Origin of the sequence: Gordonia ajococcus (assembly GCF_012974285.1) — a bacterium.
Taxonomy (GTDB): Bacteria; Actinomycetota; Actinomycetes; order Mycobacteriales; family Mycobacteriaceae; genus Gordonia; species Gordonia amicalis.
Genome location: NZ_CP052884.1, coordinates 1,815,568 through 1,841,714 on the forward strand (window position 1 = coordinate 1,815,568; position 26,147 = coordinate 1,841,714).

19 protein-coding genes, 1 pseudogene and 1 riboswitch are annotated in these 26,147 nt (G+C 68.0%); of the genes and pseudogenes, 7 read left to right on the forward strand and 13 right to left on the reverse strand.

The features are described 5' to 3' along the window. Both GAA2_RS08355 and GAA2_RS08360 read right to left on the reverse strand, forming a co-directional pair. On the reverse strand, nt 1-792 hold the full coding sequence (locus tag GAA2_RS08355) for a DNA-formamidopyrimidine glycosylase family protein (RefSeq protein ID WP_024497230.1): 792 nt from the start codon (nt 790-792) through the stop codon (nt 1-3). Beyond that, a complete protein-coding gene (locus GAA2_RS08360; RefSeq protein ID WP_024497231.1) occupies nt 785-5,458 on the reverse strand; it encodes an ATP-dependent helicase in 4,674 nt (1,557 codons plus the stop codon). The genes GAA2_RS08355 and GAA2_RS08360 overlap by 8 nt, the downstream gene beginning before the upstream one ends. 10 nt (nt 5,459-5,468) lie before the next feature. Next, nucleotides 5,469-5,645: riboswitch (cobalamin riboswitch) on the forward strand. A 38-nt stretch (nt 5,646-5,683) separates the two neighbouring features. Here GAA2_RS08360 and GAA2_RS08365 point away from each other — a divergent pair. From GAA2_RS08365 to GAA2_RS08390, 6 genes and pseudogenes are all read left to right on the forward strand, one after another. Continuing rightward, complete coding sequence (locus tag GAA2_RS08365) at nt 5,684-5,917, forward strand: CbtB domain-containing protein (protein ID WP_024497232.1); 234 nt, start codon at nt 5,684-5,686, stop codon at nt 5,915-5,917. A 34-nt stretch (nt 5,918-5,951) separates the two neighbouring features. Then, on the forward strand, nt 5,952-6,785 hold the full coding sequence (locus tag GAA2_RS08370) for a CbtA family protein (protein ID WP_024497233.1): 834 nt from the start codon (nt 5,952-5,954) through the stop codon (nt 6,783-6,785). Nucleotides 6,786-6,803: 18 nt separating this feature from the next. Continuing rightward, nucleotides 6,804-7,289 (forward strand): histidine phosphatase family protein, encoded by a 486-nt coding sequence (locus GAA2_RS08375; RefSeq protein WP_024497234.1) that lies wholly within the window; start codon nt 6,804-6,806, stop codon nt 7,287-7,289. A gap of 112 nt (nt 7,290-7,401) precedes the next feature. Then, complete coding sequence (locus GAA2_RS08380; RefSeq protein ID WP_024497235.1) at nt 7,402-8,625, forward strand: acyl-CoA dehydrogenase family protein; 1,224 nt, start codon at nt 7,402-7,404, stop codon at nt 8,623-8,625. A 325-nt stretch (nt 8,626-8,950) separates the two neighbouring features. Further along, nucleotides 8,951-9,235 (forward strand): annotated as a pseudogene (locus tag GAA2_RS08385) (polyphosphate kinase 2); the annotation flags it as partial. 75 nt (nt 9,236-9,310) lie between these two features. Continuing rightward, nucleotides 9,311-11,035, forward strand: a complete 1,725-nt coding sequence (locus GAA2_RS08390) for a SulP family inorganic anion transporter (protein WP_024497237.1) — start codon at nt 9,311-9,313, stop codon at nt 11,033-11,035. Here the strand turns inward: GAA2_RS08390 and GAA2_RS08395 are convergent. The 8 genes from GAA2_RS08395 to GAA2_RS08430 all read right to left on the reverse strand — a co-directional run bounded on the left by GAA2_RS08395 (nt 10,997) and on the right by GAA2_RS08430 (nt 20,688). After that, entirely contained in the window at nt 10,997-12,334 is a 1,338-nt protein-coding gene (locus GAA2_RS08395) for a diacylglycerol/lipid kinase family protein (RefSeq protein ID WP_024497238.1), read from the reverse strand. The genes GAA2_RS08390 and GAA2_RS08395 overlap by 39 nt on opposite strands. Beyond that, complete coding sequence (locus GAA2_RS08400; RefSeq protein WP_024497239.1) at nt 12,331-13,725, reverse strand: hypothetical protein; 1,395 nt, start codon at nt 13,723-13,725, stop codon at nt 12,331-12,333. The genes GAA2_RS08395 and GAA2_RS08400 overlap by 4 nt, the downstream gene beginning before the upstream one ends. A gap of 18 nt (nt 13,726-13,743) precedes the next feature. After that, nucleotides 13,744-14,172: a hypothetical protein gene (locus GAA2_RS08405; protein ID WP_024497240.1), complete on the reverse strand. Its 429-nt coding sequence runs from the start codon at nt 14,170-14,172 to the stop codon at nt 13,744-13,746. Between the two features lie 186 nt (nt 14,173-14,358). Beyond that, nucleotides 14,359-17,127, reverse strand: coding sequence for a molybdopterin-dependent oxidoreductase (locus GAA2_RS08410; RefSeq protein ID WP_024497241.1), 2,769 nt, complete (start codon nt 17,125-17,127; stop codon nt 14,359-14,361). A gap of 4 nt (nt 17,128-17,131) precedes the next feature. Next, complete coding sequence (locus GAA2_RS08415) at nt 17,132-17,944, reverse strand: FAD binding domain-containing protein (RefSeq protein ID WP_024497242.1); 813 nt, start codon at nt 17,942-17,944, stop codon at nt 17,132-17,134. Further along, a complete protein-coding gene (locus GAA2_RS08420; protein WP_024497243.1) occupies nt 17,944-18,180 on the reverse strand; it encodes a hypothetical protein in 237 nt (78 codons plus the stop codon). The genes GAA2_RS08415 and GAA2_RS08420 overlap by 1 nt, the downstream gene beginning before the upstream one ends. A gap of 83 nt (nt 18,181-18,263) precedes the next feature. Continuing rightward, nucleotides 18,264-19,793 (reverse strand): MFS transporter, encoded by a 1,530-nt coding sequence (locus GAA2_RS08425; protein ID WP_024497244.1) that lies wholly within the window; start codon nt 19,791-19,793, stop codon nt 18,264-18,266. A 118-nt stretch (nt 19,794-19,911) separates the two neighbouring features. Further along, on the reverse strand, nt 19,912-20,688 hold the full coding sequence (locus tag GAA2_RS08430) for an SGNH/GDSL hydrolase family protein (RefSeq protein WP_024497245.1): 777 nt from the start codon (nt 20,686-20,688) through the stop codon (nt 19,912-19,914). Between the two features lie 466 nt (nt 20,689-21,154). On the opposite strand from GAA2_RS08430, the gene GAA2_RS08435 reads away from it, so the two are divergent. Beyond that, nucleotides 21,155-24,544: a pyruvate carboxylase gene (locus GAA2_RS08435; RefSeq protein ID WP_024497246.1), complete on the forward strand. Its 3,390-nt coding sequence runs from the start codon at nt 21,155-21,157 to the stop codon at nt 24,542-24,544. A 97-nt stretch (nt 24,545-24,641) separates the two neighbouring features. On the opposite strand, the gene GAA2_RS08440 is transcribed toward GAA2_RS08435, so the two are convergent. The 3 genes from GAA2_RS08440 to uraD are packed head-to-tail and all read right to left on the reverse strand — an operon-like array spanning nt 24,642 to nt 26,121. Further along, nucleotides 24,642-25,253, reverse strand: coding sequence for a nucleoside/nucleotide kinase family protein (locus tag GAA2_RS08440; protein WP_024497247.1), 612 nt, complete (start codon nt 25,251-25,253; stop codon nt 24,642-24,644). Further along, a complete protein-coding gene (gene uraH, locus GAA2_RS08445; protein WP_024497248.1) occupies nt 25,253-25,579 on the reverse strand; it encodes a hydroxyisourate hydrolase in 327 nt (108 codons plus the stop codon). The genes GAA2_RS08440 and uraH overlap by 1 nt, the downstream gene beginning before the upstream one ends. Beyond that, a complete protein-coding gene (uraD, locus tag GAA2_RS08450) occupies nt 25,576-26,121 on the reverse strand; it encodes a 2-oxo-4-hydroxy-4-carboxy-5-ureidoimidazoline decarboxylase (protein WP_024497249.1) in 546 nt (181 codons plus the stop codon). Before uraD ends, uraH begins: the two co-directional genes overlap by 4 nt. Nucleotides 26,122-26,147: the final 26 nt, after the last annotated feature.

Here is a 26,147-nt window from a genome sequence, read left to right on the forward strand (position 1 = left end):
TCAACTCTGGCAGCGTGGGCACCAGTAGACGGATCGCTCGCCACCGGTCGAGGCGAGTTCGCCGCGTTTGATGATCGTCGCGCAGCGGCGGCACAGCTGTCCGTTGCGGCCGTACACCCACATGCGCGCGTTCGGTGAAGTGTTGCCGGTGGTGGTCCGGGCCGAGCGCATCCGGTTGGCCCACAGCAGCCGCCGGCTGAGGTCGACCATCGGACCGAGGTCCACGTCTCCGACCGGACGGGTCGGGAGAACGCCACGCAGATAACAGATCTCGCTGCGGAAGACGTTGCCGACGCCGGCCATCAGGCGTTGGTCGAGCAGCGCCGCGCCGATGGTCTGCTCGGGGTCGGCGCCGAGGCGGCGGATCGCCTCCGCGCGGTCGAAGTCGTCGGCCAGCAGATCCGGCCCCAGATATGCGAGGGCGGCGTCGGGGTCGGCGAGGAGTTCGAGGGTGCCGAGATCGAAGCCGACGGCTTCGTGATCGTCGGTGCGCAGCACCACCCGCGCCTGGTACGCGGGGCGACGCCACTTCTGGCCCCGGCGATGCACATGCCAGACACCCTCCATCTTCAGATGGGAATGAATGCTGACCGCGTCGCCTGCACCGGGTTCGCTCTCGTCGACGTCGATGAGCAGATGCTTTCCCTTCGACCTGACCCCGACGACGGTCCGTCCCGACAGGTCGGAGGTGGCCAGCGACGGGATGCGGAACTGCGTCGAGATGAGTGTGCGTCCTTCCAGGCCCTGACGAAGCCGGGCGGCCGCGGCGAAGACCGTGTCGCCCTCAGGCATGGGTTCCGTACCGGAGTCGGATGCCGCGCGGGGTCGTGGCGAAACCGGCCTCGACGAGGACCTTCCCGAAGTCTGTGCCGCGCACCGGTTCCGAGTCGATCTGGTCGATCGTCAACCGGGAGATGCGGCCCGCACGGACCAGGGCCACCAGTGCTCCGGCAGCGGATTCCAGGGCAGGGATCGAGTCGGTGAAGGTCAGGAGCGTCTTGCCGCCGCGTTCGACGAAGCACACGAGCTCGCCGTCGACCAGAACCACCAGGGCGCCCGGCTTGCGTCCCGGCCGGTGGCCGGCTTCGGCATCCCGGGATCTCGGCCACTCCAGCGCCGCACCATACGGATTGGCCGGGTCGGTGGCGGCGAGGATGGTGGCCTCACGCGGGGGCTTGCGGTCGGGGAGGGCGTGACGCCGCAACTCGTCGACCGTGGCCGGGGAGGCGAACTGTGCGCCGCCGAGTCCGTCGACGTAGTAGCCGCGACGAACCTGGCCGTTGTCCTCGAAGACGGTGAGCGCCTTGTACACCCGGGCGAATCCGCCGGTCACCTCTTCGGCGGTGACGCTGCCCCGGGTGATCACGCCGTACCGGGTGAGCAATTGATCGCACAGCGCCTGCGTGGCGATCGTCGGGTCGATCTCGGGCCGGTCCAGTGCGAACCACCGACCGCTCGCGGTCGGCGCGACCGGTGGCCCGGACGCGTGCTCGGTCAGGTAGCGCGCGGAGAGGCGTCCGGCGCGGAGTCGTGGGGCGCGGCCTCGTGCGCGGTGGGCGGGTGCCGACCGTGGAGTCGACGGACTTCGCCGGGGATGGAGCAGCGCGCGCACCGGAGCGAAGGTGTCGTTGCTGACCTGACCGGCCCAGACCAGGTCCCACAGGGCGCTCTCGACATCGGCGGCGGGCGTCGTCGTACCCGTGCTGATGTCGCCGGCGATCTGTGGGAACCGCAGTGCACCACCGGGTTCGAGGGCGGTGGTGATGGCGTCGTGGACGGTGGTGGTGTCGATGGTGTCGGACTCGGGGAGGGTGAACGCGGCGACGTCGGCCGGATGCAGGGCCACCCAGCCGTCGGCGTTGCCGATGCGGCCGTGTCCCGACCAGACGACCTCGCCACTGCTCAGCAGCTCGTCGAGCATGGACGGTGCGTAGTCGGTGACGCGTGCGGGCAGGATCAGCGACTCCCAGGCCGACGCCGGGAGCGGATATCCGGCGAGCTGGTCCACGACCGTCGCCACTCCGTCCACGCCGCGCAACTGCGTCCCGGGTGACCCGTGCTGCCACTCGACGAGAAATCTGGTGAGGACCTCGGTACCGACCGGTGCGACCTCGGCCCGGCTCGCGGCGAGCGACCCACGACGGATCTGCCCGAGGACGTCGGTGTGGCACCACTGGGTTGTCGGCGCCGTCCCCTGAGCCGGATCGGCCGGTCTGGTCTCCGGGAGGAAATCACCTTCGACGACGCGTCGTTCGCCCGCGAGGCGGGCCAGGGTGTCGCGCACGACGGCCGTCGCGATCCCCAGGGCCGCCGCCGCGTCGGCGATGGTGAACGGCCCGTGGGTGCGGGCGTAACGTCCGATGAGGTCGCCGATCGGATCAGGTACCGGTTCGAGGAAGGCGGCCGGAATGCCCAGTGGTGCAGGGACTCCGAGTGCGTCGCGCAACCGTGCGGTGTCGTCGATCGAGGCCCAGAGCGCACGCCGGTTGTGGTTGACGGAGATGATCTGACCGCTGCGGTGCAGCTCGGCGAGCACTTCGGCCACCGGCGTCTCGCCGCGGTACCGGGCCTCGACCTCCTCGGTGGTCAGCGGTCCGAGCCAGCGGAGCAGGTCGACGATGTCTTCGGCGTCGCGCGCCTGTCGATCCGGGGACAGCCGTTGTAGGCGGGCGATGACCTCGGCGATGACACCGGGATCGAGCAACTCGCGCAGGTCGACGCGGCCCAGCAGTTGCGCCAGCAGGCTGGTGTCGAGTGACAGTGCGGCGGCACGGCGTTCGGCGAGTGGTGCGTCGTCGGCGTACATGAAGGCGCCGACGTAGCCGAACAGCAGCGACGCCGCGAACGGCGACGGACTCGGCGTCTCGGTCTCCACGACGCGGATCCGGCGCGAACGGATGCGGCTGAGCAGATCGAGCAGGGCGGGGAGGTCGTATACGTCCTGCAGACACTCCCGCACCGCCTCGAGGACTATCGGGAAGTCGGGGAACTTGGATGCCACCGAGAGCAATTGGGCGCTGCGCTGGCGCTGCTGCCAGAGCGGTGCGCGGCGTCCCGGATCGCGGCGGGGCAGAAGCAGTGCACGCGCGGCACATTCGCGGAATCTCGAGGCGAACATCGACGAGTCGGCGAGGCCGTCGGTGACGAGCTGTTCGACCTCGTCGGGGTCGAGGAGGAAGACATCGGCGCCCGGGGGCGCGTCGTCGGTGTCGGGGAGGCGGAGGATGATCCCGTCGTCGGACGCGGTGGTGGCGCCTTCTATGCCGAGCGTCGCGAGGAGTCGCTGGGAGATGGCGCTCGCCCACGGTGCGTGGACCCGCAGACCGTACGGGGAGTGCAGGATGACGCGCCAGTCGCCGAGTTCGTCGCGGAACCGTTCGACGACGAGTGTCCGGTCGGTGGGGACATGTCCGGTCGCCTCGCGTTGTTCGGCGATGAGGGTGGCGAGGTTGGTGCGGGCGTTCTCGGTCAGCCCGAGGCGCTCGGCGTGGGTGTCGAGCTTCCCGGGGTCGGCGATGGACCCGGTGAACGCCCCGATCGCCGCGCCGAGTTCGGCGGGACGCCCGATCGCGTCGCCGATCCAGAACGGCAGCCGGCCGGGTTGGCCGAACGCCGGCGACACCAGGACACGGTCGTGGGTGATGTCCTCGATCCGCCAGCTCGTCGCGCCCAGCGCGAACACATCGCCGACCCGCGACTCGTAGACCATCTCCTCGTCGAGTTCACCGACGCGCGTGGACTTCTCACCGGTATCGATGCGGCCCGCTCGCTGCGCTCCCGGCGCCGAGACCATGAAGACGCCGAACAGCCCGCGATCCGGGATCGACCCACCGGAGGTCACCGCGAGTCGTTGGGCACCACGGCGACCCGTGATCACGCCCGCGTCGCGATCCCAGTTGACCCGGGGGCGCAGTTCGGCGAACTCGTCGGAAGGGAACCGTCCGGCGATGAGATCGAGCGTCGCGTCGAAGACCCCGCGTCCGAGATCTTTGTAGGGAGCGGCCCGGCGGACCACCTCGTACCAGTGGTCGACCTCGAGATCGTCGACGGCGGCGGCCGCGATGGTCTGCTGGGCAAGGATGTCCAGGGGATTCTGGGGAACCTTGATCTCCTCGATCGCACCGTCGAGCATGCGCTCGACGGTGACCGTGCAGTGCAGCAGGTCGGTGCGGTGTTTGGGGTAGAGGATGCCCTGGCTGATCTCGCCCACCTGGTGGCCCGCGCGGCCGATACGTTGCAGACCGCTCGCGACCGACGGCGGTGCCTCGACCTGGATCACCAGATCCACCGCACCCATGTCGATGCCGAGTTCCAGCGAACTGGTCGCCACCACGCACGCGAGACGACCGGCCTTGAGGTCGTCTTCGATCTGGGCGCGGTGCTCCTTGCTCACCGAACCGTGGTGGGCACGCGCGAGAACGGCTTCGGCGCCGGAGCTCGCCCCGCTGCCCATCACGAACGCCGGGGCCCCGCCCGCGACCGTCGGATTGGCCCTGGGTTCGGTGGTTGTGCCTTGTCGCCCGGCGTGGATCTCGTTGAGCCGCGCGGTCAGCTTCTCGGCGAGGCGTCGCGAGTTCGCGAACACGATCGTCGCCCGGTTGGCCTCGATCTGGTCGACGATCGACGCCTCGACGTACGGCCACAGCGAACCGGCGGTGGGAGAGAAGGCATCGTCGAGTTCGGCCGGGTCGGCGCCGTCGGGACCGGGGGCCGGCGGGATGTTGGCCATGTCCTCGACCGGGACGTCGACGCGGAGGTCGAAGGTCTTGTCGGCCTTCGGTTTGACCACCTGGCACGGGGCCGACCCGGACAGGAACCCGGCGACGACCTGGGGTGGCCGCACGGTCGCCGACAGGCCGATCCGCTGAGCGGGTTTCTCGAGCAGTTCGTCGAGGCGCTCGAGGGTCAGCGCCAGGTGCGTGCCGCGTTTGGTCGCGGCGACCGCGTGCACCTCGTCGACGATGATCGCCTCGACGTTCGTGAGACTCTCCCGCGCCGCCGAGGTCAGCATGAGGTAGAGCGACTCCGGGGTGGTGATCAGGATGTCGGGCGGGGTCTTCACCAGGGCGCGGCGGTCGGCCGCCGAGGTGTCGCCGGAGCGGACGCCGACCGTGATGTTCGGTTCGGGCAGGTTCAGTTCCTGCGCGGCGCGGGTGATGCCGGTGAGCGGCGCGCGCAGGTTGCGCTCCACGTCGACGGCGAGCGCCTTCAGCGGCGAGATGTAGACGACCTTCGTGCCCGGACGGCGTGCAGCGGTGTCGGCGGCGAGCCGGTCGAGGGCCCAGAGGAACGCCGCCAGGGTCTTGCCGGAGCCGGTCGGTGCGATGACCAGCGTGTTCGCGCCGTCGGCGATCGAGGTCCAGGCGCCCTTCTGCGCCGCGGTCGGCTTGGTGAACGCCCCGGTGAACCATCGCCGGGTGGGGGCGGTGAAGCGGTCGAGTACCGAAGGGCGGGGCATCTCTCCACTATGTCTCACATGTGTGACAGGTCGGGGTATACAGTCATCTCACGCCTGTACGGGGAATCCGGTGAGAATCCGGAACGGTCGCGCCACTGTGAACGACGAACCGGACGCGGTCGAGGATTTCGACGGTGCCTGGGGAAGACATGAGTCAGGATGCCGTGCCGGCGAGTAACTGATCCACCACACTCACCGACGCGAGATCGGCGAAAGGACATCCCGATGACAGCTCCCCGTACGTCCGAAGCAGTCACACCCGCACCGCGCGCTCTCGCGGTACCGAATCTGTCGGTCGCCGGCGCGGCGCTCTGGCTGAGCCTCACCGTGCTGCTGGCCGGGCTCGCCTACTACTTCCTCGGCTACGACCAGGGTGTCGTCTCCGTCTTCGGCGAGGACACGCACGTGCACGAGTTCGTGCACGACGCCCGCCACTTCCTCGGCTTTCCCTGCCACTGAGTCGTTCTGACCCGATCGGTAGGGACAAGTTCACATGGAGAAGAGATTCATCGGCGCAGGCCTGCTGTCGGGCCTGATCGCCGGCATCCTGTCGTTCGTCTTCGCACGGTTCTACATCGAACCCGTGGTGTCGAAGGCCGTCGACTACGAGGGCGCCCGCTCAGAGGCCGAGGAGACACTGGCCCATGCCGCCGAGGCGGGTGGCCACCACCACGGCGACGGCGGTGAGGTCTTCACCCGCGCCATGCAGGAGAACCTGGGCGCCGGCGTCGGCAACCTGGTGTTCGCGCTGTGCATGGGGGCGTTCTTCGCGGTCGCCTTCACCGTGCTGTGGAGCTACCTCGGCAACCGGTATCCCGCCACCGATGCCCGCGCGGTCGCCGGAGTGATCGGTGCGATCGGTTTCGTGGCCGTCTTCGGCGTGCCGTTCTTCGCCTACCCGGCCAATCCGCCGGCCGTAGGGGACGACGACACGATCGGGGATCGGACCGGCGCCTTCCTGACCATCACCGTCGTGTCGCTGGTGCTGGCGATCGCAGCCGTCGTACTCGCGCTGTGGCTGCGTCCGCGGATCGGCGGGTTGGTGTCGGCGGTCGTGGGCGGCGCGGCGTATCTGACAGCGGTCGGTATCACGATCGCGTTCCTGCCGTCGTTCAGCGAGGTGCCCGATCCGGTGCGCGACGAATCCGGTCGGATCGTGTTCCCGGGATTCCCGGCGGATGTGGTCGCCGACTTCCGCGTGTACACGATCACCAACCAGGTCATCCTGTGGACGGTGCTGACGGTGACCTTCGCGCTGATCCTCGGCGCGATGGCGCGGTCGAAGAACCCGACCGCGCGCCGGACGGTCGACGCCGCCGAGAACTGAACGGGCCCGGACGTTCTCATGCAGATCATCACCGCCGGGCGCGCCGGTCCCAACAGATCGGTGCGCTTCGGCGGTGATGCGCCGCTGGACGAGCGCGGGCGGCGCGACATCGAAGCGCTCGCCGCATCGGTCGCCGGACCGGTGACGCTTTGCGGACCCGAGGCCGCGACCCGCGAGACTGCCCGGCTCCTGGGCGGGCGGCCGGAAGTCGACGACGCGCTCCGGACACTCGACGTCGGTTCCTGGGCGGGATCGACGCCCGAGGAGATCGACCCGCGCGACCTCGCGGCCTTCTTCACCGACCCGGCGGCCCGACCCCACGGCGGCGAGAGCGTGGCGGTATTCGTGCGCAGGGTGCACGCCTGGCGCGACCACCACGACACCGCGATGGCCTCGATCGTGGTCGCGATGCCCGTCGCCCAGGCGCTCCTGTGCGACGACCCGGGCCGATACTTCGGGATCGAGGTCCGTCCGGCGGCCTCCTACCTCTGGTCGAGACCCTGAAGAAACGAATTCGCGCAGACGTACCTAGACATCCTGAGTGACTCCTGACACAGTTGAGTCGGCAAAACTGAAACGTGTTCGCCCCGGCGGGCACCGGTCTGGGAGAGTGACGATGTTCGAGTGGTCCGAAGAAGATCTGATGGTGCGGGACGCGCTGCGCGCGTTCATCGACAAGGAGATCCGGCCACATCTCGACGAGCTCGAGTCCGGCGTACTGCCCCCGTACGACATCACCCGCAAGCTGCTGTCGACCTTCGGGGTCGATGCGATGGCCAAGGATGCGCTGGAGAAGGAACTCGCCGCAGAAGCCAACGGGGAGAAGAAATCTTCCGGTGACGGCGGCGGTATGGGCGGCTCGATGTTCATGATGGTCAACATCGAGCTCGCGGGTGTGTGCCTGGGCCTCGTCGCGTCGCTGGGTGTGAGCATGGGCTTGACCGCCTCGACGATCCGCGGCAAGGGCACGCTCGCGCAGAAGAAGCGCTGGCTGCCCGAGCTGGTCACGATGGAGAAGGTCGGCGCCTGGGCGATCACCGAACCCGATTCGGGCTCCGACGCGCTCGGCGGCATGAAGACGACCGTCCGCCGCGATGGTGACGACTACATCCTGAACGGGCAGAAGACGTTCATCACCAACGGCCCGTACGCCGACACCATCGTCGTGTTCGCGAAACTCGACGACGGCAGCGGAACGCCGATGCGTGACCGCAAGGTGCTGTCCTTCGTCCTCGACAAGGGGATGCCGGGGCTCACCCAGGGCAAGCCGTTCAAGAAGATGGGCATGATGAGTTCGCCGACCGGTGAGCTGTTCTTCGACAACGTCCGGGTCGGCAAGGACCGTCTGCTCGGCGAGACCGAGGACACCGGGGGAGATTCCCGTGGTTCCGAAGGCGCGAAGGCCGGCTTCACCGCCGAACGTGTCGGCATCGCCGCACTGTCGCTGGGCATCATCAACGAGGCGCAGCGACTGTCGATCGACTACGCCAAGACGCGCAAGCTGTGGGGTCAGGAGATCGCCCAGTTCCAGCTCATCCAGCTCAAGCTCGCCGAGATGGAGATCGCCCGGATCAACGTGCAGAACATGCTCTTCAGCACGATCGAGCGGGGCAAGGCGGGTAAGCCGCTGAGCCTGTCGGAGGCGTCGGCGATGAAGCTCTACTCGTCGAAGGCCGCCACCGACGTGGCGATGGAAGCCGTTCAGCTGTTCGGCGGCAACGGGTACATGGCCGAGTACCGGGTCGAGCAGCTCGCGCGAGATGCGAAGTCGCTCATGATCTACGCCGGCAGCAACGAGATCCAGGTGACCCACGTCGCCAAGGGGCTGCTGCGCGGCTGACCGGCGAACCGCACCGAGCGACGGCCCCGGCAGAAGCCTGCCGGGCCGTCGCTCGTCGTTGTTTGTGGCGAGAAGGCATCGATCTGAGCCCTTTTCGGCGTCACCGCGCGTGATATGAGTCGTGGCCGTCGACAATACGACGTGATTCGTCGATGCCCCTCAGGAGAGGTATGGCAATGTGAGGTCTTCGAGTGGTCGAGGACGCCGCATCCGCTGCCCAGGACGGCGGGCGACTGTGAGGTGAACGATGGGTGGCAAGAAGCATCGCGGGAAGAATTCCGTCAGTGGTCTTTCGGGCGTGGCCGCGACCGATCAACCGGCGGCGGTCGACCGGGCGACGATCGATTCCGGAATCCTCCTCCTGAAGTACTGGCTCGAGGTCAGTCAGGAACAGCAGACGCTGCGCCTCCAGAGTCGCATCGACGATCCGCGCAAGATCTGGAAGCTGTCGAAGGTCGACCTCGAGTCCTACAGCCGCTGGTACGACTTCTCGCGGGCGCGCGACGAGATGTTCCGTTACACCGACACCGGCTGGGCGCCTTGGTACGTCGTGTCCAACGACGACAAGAAGCGCGGCCGGCTCAACGTGATCAGCCATCTTCCCTACCAGGAGCGGTGAGGTGACCGCCGACCAATCAGCGGTGTGGCGTTGCCTGGACGCGGTCGCACCGCGGCGAGCGCGCGCATGAGCGTCGGCAGGTCGGCGCTCTGGCGCCTTCCAGGTCTCGCGACGGCCCGGGGATACAAGCGCGAGTGGCTTCGTACCGACGTCACCGCCGGTCTGGTGCTCACCGCGCTGCTCATCCCCGCCGGGATGGGCTACGCCGAAGCCGCCGGGCTGCCCGCCTATGCGGGCCTGTGGGCGACGATCGTGCCGCTGCTCGCCTATGCCGTGGTCGGCCCGTCGAAGATCCTTGTGCTCGGCCCGGATTCGTCGCTCGCGCCGCTGATCGCCGCGGCGGTCCTGCCACTGGCCGCGGTCGGTGACCCGGAGGACGCCCTCGCACTCGCCGGGATCCTCGCCGTGCTCGTCGGCGCAATTCTCCTCCTGGGCGGCTTTCTTCGGCTCGGATTCGTCACCGAACTCCTGTCCAAGCCGCTGCGACTCGGCTATCTGAACGCGATAGCGCTCATCGTCGTCGTGGGACAGTTGCCGAAACTGCTCGGCTTCTCGGTCGACGCCTCGGGGTTGTTCCAGGAGATCGGTGAGATCGTCACCTCCGTGGTCGCCGGTGACGTCGACCCGGTCGCCGCCGCGATGGGGATCGCCTGTCTCGTGGTCATCGTGGCCTTTCGACGCTGGCTCCCGCGGATACCGGGGGTTCTTGTCGCGGTGGTGGGTTCGATCGTGGTGATCGCCCTGTTCGGACTCGACGACGACATCGGGATGGTCGGCGCGCTGCCGGCGGGACTGCCCCTTCCGCAGTACGGCGGCATCGACTGGGACGACGTGCTGTCCCTCGTCGGACCCGCCGCGGGGATCGCGCTGATCGCCTTCGCCGACTCCGGGGTGCTGTCGCGGACCTTCGCCGCCCGGCGCGGTGAGGACGTCGACGGCAGCACGGAGATGAAGGCGATCGGCACGGCCAACCTCGCCAGTGGACTCTTCGGTGGATTCCCCATCTCGGCGAGCGGTTCCCGAACGCCGGTCGCCGAACAGGCCGGTGCGCACACCCAGCTCGCGGGCGTCGTGGGAGCGGCCGCGGTACTGGTGTTCGTCCTGGCGGCTCCCGGCGTGACCGCCTATCTGCCCGACGCGACGCTGGCGGCAGTCGTCATCGTCGCGGCGACCGCGCTCATCGACATACCCGGGATGGTCCGGGTGTGGAAGTTGAGCAAGATCGAATTCGGCTTGGCCGCGGCGGCATTCCTCGGCGTTGCGCTCGTGGGTGTTCTCCAGGGCATCCTGGTCGCGATCGGACTGTCCTTCGTCGCCGTGGTGGCGCGCGCCTGGCAGCCGTACCGAACAGAACTGGTGGAGTTGGGGGACACCGGCTTTCACGACGTCGTCCGGCATCCGGAGGGCCACCGGATTCCCGGGCTCGTGCTGGTCCGTTTCGACGCGCCGCTGTTCTTCGCCAACGGCAAGATCTTCGCCTCACACGTTCGGGAAACGTTGGCGCGCCGCGGGTCACCGGTCGACTGGGTCATCGTCGCCGCCGAACCGATCACCGGTCTCGACACGACCGCCGCAGATGAACTCGTCGATCTCGACCGCTCGCTCGAGTCGTCTTCGGTCCGACTGGTGTTCGCGGAGCTCAAGGGGCCGGTCAAGGACAAGCTCATTCGGTTCGAAACCGATGACCGATTCGACGAATCGCGGTTCTATCCCACGGTCGAGTCGGCGGTCGAGGCGTACCGGAACCGTGGTTCAGCCACCGCTGAGCCGCGGCCGGAGCAGATCCCGTAACCGGACCCAGTCGAGTTGCGGCGGTGCGACACGGATCTCGGGACGCTCTCGAGGGACACGGACACGCAACGCACCCGGGGCGATGGTGCAGCGCACCGGAGTCCGGAGTCGCACCGACTCGCCGTCGATACCGACCGGGATCTCGGCGGCGTCGGCGTCGACGATGACCTGCGTCGCCGTGCGCTGTACGAGGCCTTGTTGGTGGCCGCGCCGGAGCAGGCCCACGGCCTGGCGGGTGTCGGCGACCGAGACGGTGACCACGCCGAGTAATCCGGAGTCGATGCGCGTTCGGCGTCCAAGCCCCGCCAGGTCATTGGTGGCGTAGGGACCGTTGCTCACCAGGATCGCCTGTGGCCCGGTCACGGTGTCGTCGCCGATCCGGGCTCGCAAGCCCGGCCCGGAGTCCGCGCCGAGCAGGTCCGGCAGCATCCGCAGGACCGTTCCGGTCTTGTCGTCGCGGTACTGCGGACTCTGCACGACCTCCGCATAGACGCCGAATGACGCGTTGTTGACGAACGGGCGCCCATTGATCCAGCCGAGGTCGACGTGCAACTCGATTCCGTCGTGAAGTGCGTCCAGACATCGGGTGGGATCGCGCCGGTCCAGCCCGAGGTCGAGCGCGAAGTGATTTCGGGTGCCCGCGCTGATCACGAGGAACGGCACCTGTTGTTCGGCGGCCACGGCGGCCACCAGGGCCTGCGTGCCGTCACCGCCTGCCACCCCGAGGAGGTCGGCTCCTCGTCTCACCGCATCCCTGGCCAGTTCGGTGACGTCGACCTGTTCCGGCCCGCTCAGCAAGGCGACCTCGGCGCCGAGTTCCTCGGCCCGGCGCTGCAGGTCGAAGCGGCCGACCTTGCCGCCGCCCGACCGTGGATTCATCACCAGGAAGGGACGGCTCACCGGCGTCGCCGGATGTTCCGGCATGAGTGACTGTGCCCGAGGCGGTCGCAATGCTCGTCGGGCGCAGGCGATCGCGACAACGACCAGTGCCCCTGAAGCGATCACGACCCAGAGCTGGCGTTCGCGGATCAAGAAGACTGCCAGAAGTGGAAGCTGGATGACGGCGACGACAGCGGCCAGTGCGCGGATCGCGCCGCGGCTGATGAGGAACCAGTAGATCGCCACGACGATGACCACGGCACACGCGATACAGACCAGCAGCAGTAACACCAGTGCCCGCAGTCCCGACATGGCGACCGGGAGCAGCAGCGCGACGATCACCGCCGCGACTGCCGCACGCGCCCACCATCGACGAGAGACCGGTTCCTCGTCGACGGCCGTACCCGGCTCCTGCCTCATACCGTCGCGTCGTCCTGCCACGCCCGTGCCGGCCGGATCACGATCTCGATCACCAGCAACGTGACGAGTGCGAAGAACGCGATGAGCAGGACGACGAGGCCGGTCGGGTAGTTCCAGAACATGAGCAGCACCGCGGCGATGCCGATGACGGTCGCCCGCAGCGCGATGCGCGCACGGTAGGCGGTTGTCTCGAAGGCATTCGGTGGGCGTGCCTTCCGTAGATGTTGCAGGGAGTCGAGACCGTGTGAGAACCCGTGCCGCACCGCGGCGGCAGACGACGAACCGCCGATCAGATAGGCGCCGATCGCGATCACGAGTCCCAGCACGGCAACGGCTCGCAGTGCGAGTCGGAGTGGTTCGGTCACGGTGTCGGCGATGACGGCTGCTGCGTCGGGCGACAACACCTCCGCCGGTATGTCATCGAGATACAGTGCGCGGACGACGATCAGCGAGATCGCCAGGACGAGCATGCCCACCACCAACGACAGTCCGGCGAGGGAGAGCGCGCGGAGTCGTCGACCTCGTGGTGCGATCGCGACGGCGCCCAGGGCACATGCGATCGCGAGCCACGGCAGGACGTCGGCGACGGTGTCGAGCGTGGAGACCGCGCGTTGCGCGCGGATCAGTTCCGGTGACCGGAACAGCACGAACTGCTTGTCGACGGCGGGGATCTTCTCGGCGAAGGTGAACCCGCTGTCCAGGAGGCGCTTCTTGACGTTCTCGATCACCGTCCCGAGCGAGATGCTCACGGTTCCCGACTCATCGACGGTCACCGAGGACGGTCCGACGTCTCCGGTCACCACGGCGACGAGAGCGGCATGCGCCCTGCGATTGGCCTCCACCCAGAGCGTTTCGAACTGGTCGCTGGTGACCAGGGACGACACCGTCTGCTGTACGAAGGTGCGGGCCTGGCCGGCGAGGACCGGTGCGAGTCCGTCGATCGCACGATCCACGCGGGGCGCGTTCGCGGTGGCGGGAGCCGCATCGCTCAGCGCGTTGAGGGCGTTCGCCGTCAGCGCCTCGACGTCGATCCGCTGGAAGATCTCGTCGGTGACCGTGTCGGTGATCTCGGCCTGCAACGTGGGTTCCGAGGCCAGCGGTGCGACCGTCGTCAGATAGCGGTCGGTGTCGAGGATCTCCCCGCGCACGAAGCGGGAGGTGACCGAGGTGATCGCCAGCAGTGCGACGAGGACGCACAGGACCCCGACCGCGAACCAGCGCCAGCCGGACCGCCGTTTCGCGGCGCCGGCCGACGCTGGTTCGCCCGTCTCGGCCCGTTCGCGGAGCCGGGCAACCTCGGCGCGCAGCTGCTCGAGTTCGGCACGTTCGGAGGTGCTGATGGGGAAACCCCCGGGCGGTTCCTGATCGCCCCCAGGGGTTTCCGTGTTCACCGATGGCGCCGGTCTGCGTCAGCGGTAGTCGGCCCGGGGATTCCAGGTCGAGACCGCCCAGATGACGACCACATCGAGCGCGATGATCAGCACCGACCACCACGGGTAGTACGGCAGCCACAGGAAGTTGGCGATGATGGAGAGGGCGGCGATCACGATGGCGGTGAATCTGGCCCAGCCGGCACCGCTGACGAGTCCGGCGCCGACGATGATCGCGATGGCGCCCAGCACGATGTGGATCCAGCCCCAGGTCGTGAAGTCGAACTTGTACACGTAGTCGACTCCGCGGACGAAGACCTCGTCCTTGGCCACGGCCGCGATGCCCTGTGCGAGTTGGACGACACCGACGACGATCAGGATGATCGCCGCGCCGATGGACGTTCCGGCGGCGATACCCTGCTTGGCAGAAAGGGTTCCGCCGTCGTCTACGGGTGCAGTATGTGTCATGGTGCCCTCCTCTGGACTGTCGGATAATGAGGAGTGTGCGTCTCGGCGTGGCGATCTCGCAGGAATTCTGCCGAAATGTTTGTTCTTTGTTCCCAATTGCCTTCCAAATGAAATGTCTTGTGCACCAGACTTGTTAGGGAACCAAAGAATTCTTTATCCGATGTTGAACGCCTGTTTGTCAGCTCTTTAACTTCGGCGTTTGTCGCCGAATTCGGGGTGCGTGAGCCGCCAGATCCGGTCCCGTGACATCGGCGTCTCGTACGGGCGGACGTCGAGGGCACGTCGGATGGCGTTCGCCAGCGCGGGAGCGACCGGGTTGAAGGGGGACTCCGACATCGATTTGGCCCCGAACGGACCGAGTTCGTCGGCGGTGTCGGCGAAGTAGACCTCGGTGAACGGGATGTCGGCCATCTGGGGAACACGGTAGGTGCGGAACACCTTGGTCAGCGGTGCGCCGTGGTCGTCGAACATGATCTCCTCGTAGAGGGCAGAGCCGATGCCCTGCGCCACACCGCCTTCCACCTGACCCCGGCACTGTTCGGGATTCATCACGGTGCCGGCGTCGGCCGCGTGGACGGATTGCAGGATCGCGACGGTCCCGGTCTCGGTGTCCACCGCCACCCGGAAGGCCTGCACATCGAATGCGATGGAACGCATCTCGCCCCGTTCCTCGCCGGCGGCGATGGCGCGCGGGCCGTCCGGATGCAGCACCCGGTGACGGTCGTCGACCGTGTCGATCAGGTGTCGGAACCCGATCAGCCGATCATCGGCAAGGGCTCCGTCCGAACGCATTTGGATGTGGGCGGGATCGACACCGGTGAGTCGGCTCGCGGCCCCGACGAGAATGTCGCGGAGTGCGAGGCAGGCGCCGTACACGGCCTTGCCGGCGACGGTGGTACCCGCAGAGGCGAACGCTCCGGTGTCGTGTGTGACGGCGTCGGTGTCCCCGTGCCACAACGAGACCCGGCCCGGTTCGGTCGACAGCGCGGTCGCGACGATCTGCGTGTGGACCGTCGTGGTGCCGTTGCCGAACTCACAGGTCCCGACACCGACGTGATAGGTGCCGGCGGAGTCGACCGCCACGGTGACATCCGCGAAATGACCGCGTGGGGCCATGGTGGCGATCGCGGAGATCGCCATCCCTTCGCCGATGCGCCACCGTGGTCCGGGCGGGACGACGGCACCGTTGCCCCGCCGCAGGGCGGACTCGGCCAGGTCGAGGCACTGGTCGAGACCGTAACTGCCGTAGACCAGGTCCACCTCGGGGTCGGGACGTGCGATGAGTAGCGGATCGCCGTCGGCCACGGCATTGCGACGCCGGAGTTCGAAGGGGTCGAGGCCGAGGCGGACCGCGAGCTCGTCCATCGCGCACTCGACGGCGAAGATCACCTGCCCGAGACCGTAGCCGCGGAACGCGCCCGACGGCGGGTTGTTGGTGTAGACGACCTCGGCGTCGATCCTCTTGACCGGGCAGTTGTACACCGAGACCGACTCGGCGCAGGCATGGAACATCACGCCGATCGCGTGGTTGCCGTACGCACCGGTGTCCGACAACACGTCGACTCGCAGCGCGGTGAGCCGGCCGCCGTCGTCGGCCCCGAGATCCACCGTCACCCGCATCGGGTGGCGATAGGTCGTTCGCGTCATCTCGTCGGTGCGTGTCATCTCGTAGACGCAGGGACGCCCGGTGCGCAGTGTGGCGACGGCGGCGAGATCCTCGGTCAGCATCTCCTGTTTGCCGCCGAATCCGCCGCCCACGCGGCCGCTGAACACCCGGACCTTCTCGGGTGGGAGATCAAGGATTCGGGCGAGTTCGTCGCGTACGAGGAACGGGACCTGTGTGCTCGTGCGGACCACCAGACGTCCGGTGGCATCGGTCCAGGCGACCGAACCGTGGGTCTCGAGCTGCGCGTGGGAGACCCGACCGTTGCGCCATGTCCCGTGCACCGTCGTCGACGATGCCGCGAGTGCGTCGTCGACGTCACCGCCGAAACCCTCGTGGAAGGTGGCGACGATGTTGCGTTCGGCCTCCATCACCCGGTCGTCGACGGTGCGGTCGGGATGGATGACGGGGGACCCGGGCGTGCGTGCATCCTCCGGGTCGAAGACCGCGGGCAGTTCCTCGTAGGTGACGCGGATCAGCGCCGCGGCCTGCTCGGCGATCCCCGGTGTCGAGGCGACGACGGCGGCGACGCGCTGTCCGACGAAGCGAACTACGGGATCGAAGATGAGGGTGTCGTCGGGGTCCTCTAGCCGGTTCTGATGACGTCCGGTGGAAAACCTTGGCGTCGAGACGTTCTCGTGGGTGAGGATCACTTCGACGCCGGGGAGGGCCGAGGCGTCGGAGGTGTCGATCGCGAGGATGCGGGCGTGTGGGTGCGGCGAACCGAGTACGTGGATGTGCAGTGCGCCGTCGACCGGGATGTCGAAGGTGTACGCCTCGGTACCGGTCACCACGCGTCGCGCCGCGGGCGGATTGACCGAGGTGCCCACGCCGGCGCCGACCGCCGGACGGGGACGGGCAGGCGCCAGGGTGTTGCCGATGGCGTCCCGGATCGAACGGTAACCGGTGCAGCGGCAGAGGTTTCCCTTCATCCGCCGCGGCAGGTCACCGAGGTCGTCCGGGGTGAGCGTCGAGGCGGTGACGACCATGCCCGCGGTGCAGAACCCGCATTGGAAGCCGAAGCTGTCGACGAAGGACTGCTGCACGGGATGCAGATCGTCGGGTGTGCCGAGGCCGGCGACCGTGGTCACCGACTTCCCGGCGGCGCGCTGTGCGGGAAAGATGCACGAGTGCACGGGTTGTCCGTCGACGAGTACCGAACACGCACCGCAATCGCCTGCGTCGCAACCCTTCTTCACCTCGAAGTGGCCGTGCTGGCGGAGCAGCATCCGGAGGCACTGTCCAGCAGCGGGTTCGGCGTCGATCGTCTCGCCGTTGACCTCGAACTCCATCGTTCTACCCCGTCCCGGTGAGCTCGAGGCGGATCTCCTCGGCGAGGACCGCCGACACCCCGCGCCGCCAGTCGGCGGACCCGAGCGGATCGGTGTAGTAGCCGGGGGCGGTGGTGATGTCGTGATGCAGCCGGTCCGCGGTCGGCGGACGGGGATACCGCAGAACCGTGGGCCACTCCGTTGCGGCCGTGATCCCGAAGACCGTGGTGGCGTCGGGGTCGATGCGGCCGGTCACGACGGCCCCGGAACGTCCCAGGTCGACGAGGGCGATCTTCCGGAACCCGGTCACCGCGGCCAGTGCGTGCGCCGGGAAGTCGACGGCGCGGAGGACTTCCCCGGGGCCCAGGAGGTTGATGCCGTTGCCGATCACCAGTTCGGCGACCGGCACACACCGGTCGGCACCGTCGGGATTCCAGATGAGCGCCGTGGCGTCGAGTGCGACGGCCAGTGACACCATCGACGCCGCCGCGAAGGACCGGCAGATGTTGCCGCCGACCGTGGCCATGTTCCAGATCTTGAACGACGCGAGAAGGGCGTTCGCGCACTGGGCGAAGAGGGGATGGGCGCGGAAGCCGGGGCGTGGCGGCAGTGCGACCAGCTCCGCGATGGTGCAGGTGGCGCCGATGCGGAGACCGCCGTCGGGTAGGTCTTCGACCGATTCCCAACCCATTTCGCTGAGGTCGATGAGACCGGTGGTGGCCGGCTGGGGTTCGGAGAAGACCCAGGTTCCGCCGGCGACGAGTTGTTCGCCGGGGCCCGCGAACACGTCGCCACGAGAACGCGCGAATCGGTACTGGGTGACGGCGGTGAGATCCATCAGTGTGCCTTGTCGAGAAGGCGGCGGAGCTGCGTCGCGACCGCGGTGGTCAGGTCCCACAGTACGAGGTCGGTGAACTCGCCGGGTTCGATCGACGCGATTCGACGACGCGGTGCCGACCACACGCACCGCTCGGCGCCGGGCCCGACCCGGCCGGCCGATTCCATGTCGTCCGGTGGGGTGCAGCCGAAAGGTTCGGCGGCGTAGGCGTTCTCGATGAGCGTCGCAGGGGGCACGGCGTCACGCTACGTGGATCGGCCCGGCCGCGCATCTCGGTGACCGGTGACGTCGGCGACGTCGGGTTCGGCGAGGTCCGGTGTCACACGGGGGTTTCGGTGAGGCCGCGCCGCCCCGGGATGGCCATCGCGACCACCGACGCCACGACACAGGCGGCCAGCGCGATACCGGACGCCCACAGATAGCCTTCGCTGGCCGGGACCGAGATCACGCCCCCGTCGGGATCGGTGCCATCGGGTCCGGTGACCGTGATCATCGACCAGGTGAGGAGCATGCCGACGACGGCCGCGGCGGTCGAGGTGCCGATGATGCGCATGAGGGCGTTGACGCCGTTCGACTCACCGGTCTGCTCGATGCTCACCGACTGCATGATGAGTGCGGGCATCGCCGAGTAGGCGATCCCCAGTCCGGCGCCGATGCAGCAGGCGATCACCAGCATGTGGATCCAGGTCAGGGCCCACGGGCCCGCGAGTCCGACGATGAAGACGACGTATCCGATGCCGATCACGGCGCCGCCGAGGGCGAGTGACACCCGCGCGCCGAGTGCGGCGTTGATGCGACCGCTGAGGTTGGACAGCGCGAACATGACCAGGCCGCTCGGGGCGAGGATCAGACTCGCGTGGACCATGTCGTAGCCGAAGCCGTTGGGACTGTTGGTGGGTGCCATGAGCAGCTGGATCGGGATGAGCTGCATGGCGTAGAAGGCGAAACCGGTCGCGATCGACGCCAGGTTGGTCAGGAGCAGGGGACGCTCGCCGAGGATGCGGAGATCGATCAGCGGGTTCGGGCGTCGTAGTTCGACAACGGACCAGACACCGAGGAGCACGACGAAGCCGCCGAAGCAGCCGAGGGTGAGCGGGGCGGTCCAACCCCACACCGCGCCCTTCGACAACGGCAGGAGGAGGCAGACCAGGACCCCGGCCAGGCCGAGCGCACCGAGGAGATCGAATCGTCCACCGGATGCGGAGGAGCTCTTGGGGACCGTCAACACGACGCCGACGGCCGCCAGGGCGGCGACGGCGCCACACGACCAGAACAGGGCGTGCCAGCTGACGTGCTGGGCGATGGCCGCGGCGAACGGGAGTCCGAGCGCGCCGCCGATCCCGAGCGAGGCGCTCATCGTGCCGACCGCCGAGCCGAGGTAGCGGGCCGGGACGATGTCGCGCATGACGCTGATGCCCAGTGCGATGATGCCGAATCCGAGGCCCTGGAGACCTCGCCCCAGGATGAAGAGCGGCAGTGAGGTGGACAGGGCGCAGGTGATCGAACCGACCGCGACGAACCCGAGGCTGGCGAGGATCGCGAGCCGTTTGCCGTACATGTCGCCGATGCGGCCGCCGATCGGGGTCGCGACGGCTCCCACCAACAGGGTGATGGTGATGGCCCAGGTGGTGTTCGACGCGTCGGCGTTGAGAAGGGTGGGGAGTTGGGGGATCAGCGGGACGATGATCGTCTGCATCAGCGCGACGACGATGCCTGCCAGGCAGAGCACCGTGACCGCGGCACGGGGGTGGACGTGTTCGTCGGTGGCGTCGAGCGAGGGGTGGATGTCCGGCGAGGTGTGCGGGTCTTCTTCGCCCTGCGATCCGTTGGTCTCGGTCCTGCTGGTCACTCGCTCGTCCGACCCGTTGTCTTCATGTGTCGTTCACACCTCCGAAAGGTCAGACTATCCCGGCCCGGTCGCCGGAGAACGTTTGCGTCCCGGCCTGGGACGTCCGGAGGAAACGGTCTCAGCGTGCGATCAGGGCCGCACCCGACACGGGTTCGGGCCAGCGGGGCGTCACGCCGTCGCCGGAGGAGATGCCGCGCACCCGCCGCATCACCCAGGGGCCGAGGAAGGTGCGCGCCCATTCGGCGTTCTGTCGACGCTGCTCGCGGCGGGTCAGCTCGGCCGCGGCCTCGAGCTCGACGGGGGTGATGTCGTGGTCGACACCGAGGAGGTCCAGGACCTCGGCGGCCATCCGGGTGTGGCCCAGAGGTGACATGTGCAGGCGGTCGGTGTCCCACATCCGGTAGTCGTCGTAGCCCTTGAGTCGCCAGTAGTCGAAGACGACGACGTCGTGCCGCTCGGCGACCTCGCGGAGCAGTTCGTTGTAGATGGCGATGCGGCCGCGCAGCGTGCGGAAGACCGGGGCCCAGCCCGTGTCGTAGGCGGTGAAGACGACGACCGTGGTGCCGGTGGCGACCAGCTTGCCGAGCGCGGCGTCGTATCGGGCCATCAGCGCGTCGAGGTCGATCGACGGCCGCATGATGTCGTTACCGCCGGCGTAGAGGGTGATGAGATCGGGGTTCATGGCGACCGCCGCGTCGAGCTGCTCGGCGATCACGGCGTCGAGCAGCCGGCCGCGGATCGCCAGGTTCGCGTAGCTGAAGTTCTCGTCTCGGGCGGCGAGTTGTTCGGCGACGCGGTCGGCCCAGCCGCGCAGACCGTTCGGTCGGGCCGGGTCCGTGTCGCCGACACCCTCGGTGAAGGAATCCCCGAGCGCGACGAAGCGTGTGAAGCCCACGATGTTGACCCTCCTGGTCGGCGGTGACGAATGCCGGTGACGAACGGCGACGGCGAATCCGGGGTCGACGCTAGTTGTGCCGGGCCTGCCGAACCAAAGTCTGCGGCGTGCGTCACTCGCCCAGGCGAGGGCTCGGGTTGCGCGATTCGGATCGATTTATTCGTAATCCGGATACTGCGCGGCAACAATTCTCGACAGAGCGATCGGTCGGTTTTCGGGCATATTCAGCGCTGGTGATCTCTCACCGTGCCAACCTGCGGTGAGAGCATTTCACAACCCCTGTGCAATCTCTCCCGGTTATGTTGTCCGGCAGTCTGTTTCGGTGCTCGCCGGGGAGGTGTCGCGGGATGCTCGGGGTGGGTTGTGTCGTGAGTAGGATCACGTGATGTACTGCACAGGTCCGTCGAGTGAACGGACCCGAGATAACTCGATACAAATGTCGCAGCGGGAGAAAAGGGAACACCCGATGTTCGAGAAGGTTCTGGTTGCCAACCGGGGTGAGATCGCGATCCGCGCGTTCCGCGCCGCCTACGAGCTGGGTGCGCGCACGGTCGCGGTGTTCCCGTATGAGGACCGCAACTCGGTGCATCGCCTGAAGGCCGACGAGTCGTATCAGATCGGTCTGCCGGGCCATCCGGTGCGGGCGTACCTGTCGGTCGACGAAGTGGTGTCCGCGGCGGTGCGCTGTGGCGCCGATGCGATCTATCCCGGCTACGGCTTCCTGTCGGAGAACCAGGGTCTCGCGGCTGCGTGTGCCGAGGCCGGCATCACCTTCGTCGGACCCAGCGCCGACATCCTGGAGATGACCGGCAACAAGGCCACCGCGGTGGCCGCGGCGAAGGCTGCGGGCATTCCGGTGCTGGCGTCCTCGGCGCCGTCGTCGGATCTCGACGAGCTGCTCGCCGCTGCCGAGGACATGCAGTTCCCGGTGTTCGTGAAGGCGGTCGCCGGTGGTGGCGGTCGCGGTATGCGGCGCGTCGACGATCGTGCCGACCTGGCCGAGTCGATCGCCGCGGCATCGCGCGAGGCGGAGTCCGCGTTCGGCGACGCCACGGTGTTCCTGGAGCAGGCCGTGGTCAACCCGCGCCACATCGAGGTGCAGATCCTCGCCGACACTTACGGCAACGTGATCCACCTCTACGAGCGCGACTGCAGTCTGCAGCGCCGCCATCAGAAGGTCATCGAGCTCGCGCCGGCGCCCAACCTCTCCGACGAGCTGCGGGAGAAGATCTGCGCCGACGCCGTGGCCTTCGCCCGCCACATCGGTTACACCTGTGCGGGCACCGTCGAGTTCCTCCTCGACGAGCAGGGACGCCACGTCTTCATCGAGATGAACCCGCGCATCCAGGTCGAGCACACCGTGACCGAGGAGATCACCGACGTCGACCTGGTGAGCTCGCAGCTGCGCATCGCGGCGGGGGAGTCCCTGGACGATCTCGGGTTGTCGCAGGAGTCCGTCCGCATTCGCGGTGCCGCGCTGCAGTGCCGCATCACCACTGAGGATCCGTCCAACGGATTCCGTCCCGATGTGGGTCGCATCACCGCCTACCGCAGCCCGGGCGGCGCGGGTGTGCGCCTCGACGGTGGCGCCAACCTGGGTGCCGAGGTGAGCGGGCACTTCGACTCGATGCTGGTCAAGTTGACTTGTCGTGGAAGAGATTTCCCGACCGCGGTGCGGCGCGCGCGGCGTGCGGTGGCCGAGTTCCGCATCCGCGGTGTGGCGACCAACATCCCGTTCCTGCAGGCCGTGCTCGACGATCCGGACTTCCGCGCCGGTCGGGTCACGACATCGTTCATCGACGAGCGCCCGGAATTGCTGACCTCGCGGTCGTCGGCGGACCGCGGCACCAAGATCATCTCGTACCTGGCCGACGTGACGGTCAACAAGCCGCACGGCGAGCGTCCGACGACGGTGTACCCGCGAGACAAGCTGCCCACCGTCGAGCGTTCGGTGCTCGCGTCGCCGCCCGATGGTTCGCGTCAGCGTCTTCTGCAGCTCGGACCCGAGGGCTTCGCCCGCGACCTGCGCGAGAACCCGCGTCTCGGCATCACCGACACGACCTTCCGCGACGCGCATCAGTCGCTGCTGGCGACGCGCGTGCGCACCACCGGTCTGGTCAACGTCGCACCGTATGTCGCGGCGCTGACTCCTGAATTGTTGTCGGTGGAGTGCTGGGGCGGCGCGACTTACGACGTGGCCCTTCGCTTCCTGAAAGAAGATCCGTGGGATCGGCTGGCGCAGTTGCGCGAAGCGATCCCGAACATCTGTCTGCAGATGCTCCTGCGGGGTGCCAACACCGTCGGGTACACGCCGTACCCGACGAAGGTCACCACCGCGTTCGTCTCCGAGGCGACCGATGTGGGTATCGACATCTTCCGGATCTTCGACGCGCTCAACAACATCGACGCGATGCGTCCGGCGATCGACGCGGTCCGCGAGACGGGGACCGCGGTGGCCGAGGTGGCGATGAGCTACACCGGCGACCTGTCGTCGCCGTCGGAGGATCTCTACACCCTCGACTACTACCTGCGTCTGGCCGAGCAGATCGTCGAGGCCGGTGCGCATGTGCTGGCCATCAAGGACATGGCCGGTCTGTTGCGCGCGCCGGCGGCGACCACGCTGGTCTCGGCCTTGCGCAAGAACTTCGACCTCCCGATCCATGTGCACACCCACGACACCCCGGGTGGTCAGCTCGCGACCTACATGGCGGCCTGGCAGGCCGGCGCGGACGCGGTGGACGGTGCGAGTGCGGCGCTGGCCGGTACCACCAGTCAGCCGCCGCTGTCGGCGATCGTGGCCGCCACTGCGCACACCGACCGTGACAGCGGTCTGGACCTGGCCCGGGTCTGTGATCTCGAGCCGTACTGGGAGGCGCTGCGAAAGGTGTACGCGCCGTTCGAATCCGGTCTGCCGGCTCCGACCGGTCGCGTGTACTCGCACGAGATCCCCGGCGGTCAGTTGTCGAACCTGCGGCAGCAGGCCATCTCGCTGGGGCTGGGCAACCGCTTCGAGGCCGTCGAGCAGGCCTATGCCGCCGCCGACTCGATGCTGGGCCGTCTGGTCAAGGTGACGCCGTCGTCGAAGGTCGTCGGTGACCTGGCCCTGGCGCTGGTCGGTCGCGGGATCACCGCGTCGGATTTCGCCGCCGACCCGAGTTCCTACGACATCCCCGATTCGGTGATCGGGTTCCTGCGTGGCGAACTCGGTGACCCGCCCGGTGGATGGCCGGAGCCGTTGCGCACCCTGGCGCTGCAGGGCCGTGCACCCGCGCCGGAGATGGCGACGCTGACGACCGACGACGAGGCGATCCTGGACAAGCCCGGCCGCGATCGTCAGGTCCGGCTCAACCACCTGCTGTTCCCCGGTCCCACAAAGGAGTTCGAGGAGCACTACGAGACCTACGGCGACACCTCACGGTTGTCGGCGAATCAATTCTTCTACGGCCTGCGGTACGGCGAGGAGCATCGCGTCTCGCTCGAGCCGGGTGTGGAGTTGATGATCGGTCTCGAAGCGATCAGCGAGCCGGACGAGAAGGGCATGCGCACAGTGATGTGTGTGCTCAACGGTCAGCTCCGTCCGATTGCGGTGCGCGACCACAGCATCGACTCCGCTGTCGCCGCCGCCGAGAAGGCCGATCGCTCCAACCCGAAGCACATCGCGGCGCCGTTCGCCGGGGTCGTGTCCCTGTCGGTCGACGAGGGTGACGAGGTCGCCGCAGGCGCCACGATCGGCACCATCGAGGCGATGAAGATGGAAGCGGCCATCACCGCACCGGTCGGCGGCAAGGTCTCTCGGGTCGCGGTCGGCCCGGTCGCCCAGGTCTCGCCGGGTGATCTGCTCATCGAGCTCAGCTGACGAGACTCGCCCCCGCGTAGGCGTTTCCGTCCCACGCATCCGTTTCCTTCCCGCTGATCGAGCTCAATCGGCGGGAAGGAAACGCAAGCGCGGGAGATCAGGCGACCACGAGGTCTGCTCGGGGACGCGTACCCGCGATGAGTTCCGCGTTGGGTTCGTCGACGGTCTCGATCCAGGCGCGCGCCTGGGCTTCGGTCTTCCCGGCGGCGATGTGCCGTTTCAGCAGCCGCTCGCGTCGGACCTCCGCGTCCGCGTCGACGTAGACGAGGCGATGGAGGAGGGGCCGCACGCCGTCCCACCCGGGTTCGTCGAGCCCGAGGTAGTTGCCCTCGACGATCACGAGTCGTGCGGTGGTGGGCACGATGAGCGACGCCGCGATCGGCTCGCCGACGGTGTGGTCGAAGTCGGGTACGTACACGGTCTCGTTGCCGTCGGCGATGCGCTGAAGCACGGCAACGAATCCCGCGGCGTCGAAGGTGTCGGGTGCGCCTTTGCGGTCGCGGTGGCCGAGTCGATCGAGGACGGCGTTCGACAGATGGAAGCCGTCCATTGGCACGTACCCGACGGCGTCGGCGCCCGGTGTCGACGAGAAGTCGTCGACGAGCGTCCGTGCGAGCGTCGTCTTCCCGGCGCCCGGAGGCCCGGTGACGCCGACGAGCACTCGGTCGGCCGTGTCGAGGAGAGCCGAGATGTCCTCTCGAACGGGCATCAGCTGCCGCGGTACGTCGAATACGCGAAGGGGCTCAGCAGCACCGGGACATGGTAGTGGTGATCGGCGGCGTCGATCTCGAAGCAGATGTCGATCTCGGGGTAGAACGCCTTGATGTCGTTGTCGGAGAACCAGTTCCCGGTGTCGAAGACCAGGTGGTAGATGCCCGGGACAAGCGGTTCGGGGTTGATCTCGCCGATACGACCATCCGAATCGGTCTGTCCCGAGGACAATTCGGTGCCGGAGGCGTCCTGCAGAGACACCTCGACGCCGACGGCCGGGGCGCCCGACGTCGCGTCGAGTACATGGGTGGACAGGCCGGTCATGCGGAAGCTCCCTCGTCGGTGTCGTGTGTCGCCAGCATACGGATGAGGCGGCTGCGGTTGATCTTCGCCAGTTCGGCACGCATCACGCGGCGTTCGGTCTCGGCGTCGTTGTCGATGCGCTTCTTGAGGATCCCGAGCAGTTCGTGCGCCGGGCGGCCGTTGGCGAAGACCAGATAGACATGCCCGAACCGCTGCTCGTACGCCGCGTTGAACTCCTCGAGTTCGGCGAGTACCGAGGGGTCGGCACCGGCGACGCCGGACTGTTCTCGCGCTGACGAGGCGTTGTCGGGCCGATCGCCGATCCGGGGATGCCCGGCGAGAGCTTCGTCGATGTCCGTCTCGGTCAGTTCGGTCAGGATCTGATCCGCCCGGTCCAGCAGGGCCTGCGCGTCGACGAAGGGGCGGGCCGTCGCCACTCGCCGCGCCCAGGTCGGCGAGCTGCAACAGGCGAGCAACCGTTCGACGCATGCGTCGACGCTCAGCTCGTTGAAGCGGCGGACGTCTCCTTCGTCGGCGGCATCGCGGCGATCGTCTGGGCGCACGCGTCCAGCTTAGGAGGTCGACCCGA

What these genes read in the sequence shown, in the direction of transcription:
- GAA2_RS08370 (WP_024497233.1), top strand. Translation starts at nt 5,952, where the DNA reads ATGGAGAAGAGATTCATCGGCGCAGGCCTGCTGTCGGGCCTGATCGCC.
- GAA2_RS08405 (WP_024497240.1), bottom strand. Translation starts at nt 14,172, where the DNA reads ATGACACATACTGCACCCGTAGACGACGGCGGAACCCTTTCTGCCAAG.
- GAA2_RS08415 (WP_024497242.1), bottom strand. Translation starts at nt 17,944, where the DNA reads ATGGATCTCACCGCCGTCACCCAGTACCGATTCGCGCGTTCTCGTGGC.
- GAA2_RS08375 (WP_024497234.1), top strand. Translation starts at nt 6,804, where the DNA reads ATGCAGATCATCACCGCCGGGCGCGCCGGTCCCAACAGATCGGTGCGC.
- uraH (WP_024497248.1), bottom strand. Translation starts at nt 25,579, where the DNA reads ATGACCGGCCTGTCCACCCATGTACTCGACGCGACGTCGGGCGCCCCG.
- GAA2_RS08435 (WP_024497246.1), top strand. Translation starts at nt 21,155, where the DNA reads ATGTTCGAGAAGGTTCTGGTTGCCAACCGGGGTGAGATCGCGATCCGC.
- GAA2_RS08410 (WP_024497241.1), bottom strand. Translation starts at nt 17,127, where the DNA reads ATGGAGTTCGAGGTCAACGGCGAGACGATCGACGCCGAACCCGCTGCT.
- GAA2_RS08390 (WP_024497237.1), top strand. Translation starts at nt 9,311, where the DNA reads ATGAGCGTCGGCAGGTCGGCGCTCTGGCGCCTTCCAGGTCTCGCGACG.
- GAA2_RS08380 (WP_024497235.1), top strand. Translation starts at nt 7,402, where the DNA reads ATGTTCGAGTGGTCCGAAGAAGATCTGATGGTGCGGGACGCGCTGCGC.
- GAA2_RS08355 (WP_024497230.1), bottom strand. Translation starts at nt 792, where the DNA reads ATGCCTGAGGGCGACACGGTCTTCGCCGCGGCCGCCCGGCTTCGTCAG.
- GAA2_RS08360 (WP_024497231.1), bottom strand. Translation starts at nt 5,458, where the DNA reads ATGCCCCGCCCTTCGGTACTCGACCGCTTCACCGCCCCCACCCGGCGA.
- GAA2_RS08395 (WP_024497238.1), bottom strand. Translation starts at nt 12,334, where the DNA reads ATGAGGCAGGAGCCGGGTACGGCCGTCGACGAGGAACCGGTCTCTCGT.
- GAA2_RS08365 (WP_024497232.1), top strand. Translation starts at nt 5,684, where the DNA reads ATGACAGCTCCCCGTACGTCCGAAGCAGTCACACCCGCACCGCGCGCT.
- GAA2_RS08440 (WP_024497247.1), bottom strand. Translation starts at nt 25,253, where the DNA reads ATGCCCGTTCGAGAGGACATCTCGGCTCTCCTCGACACGGCCGACCGA.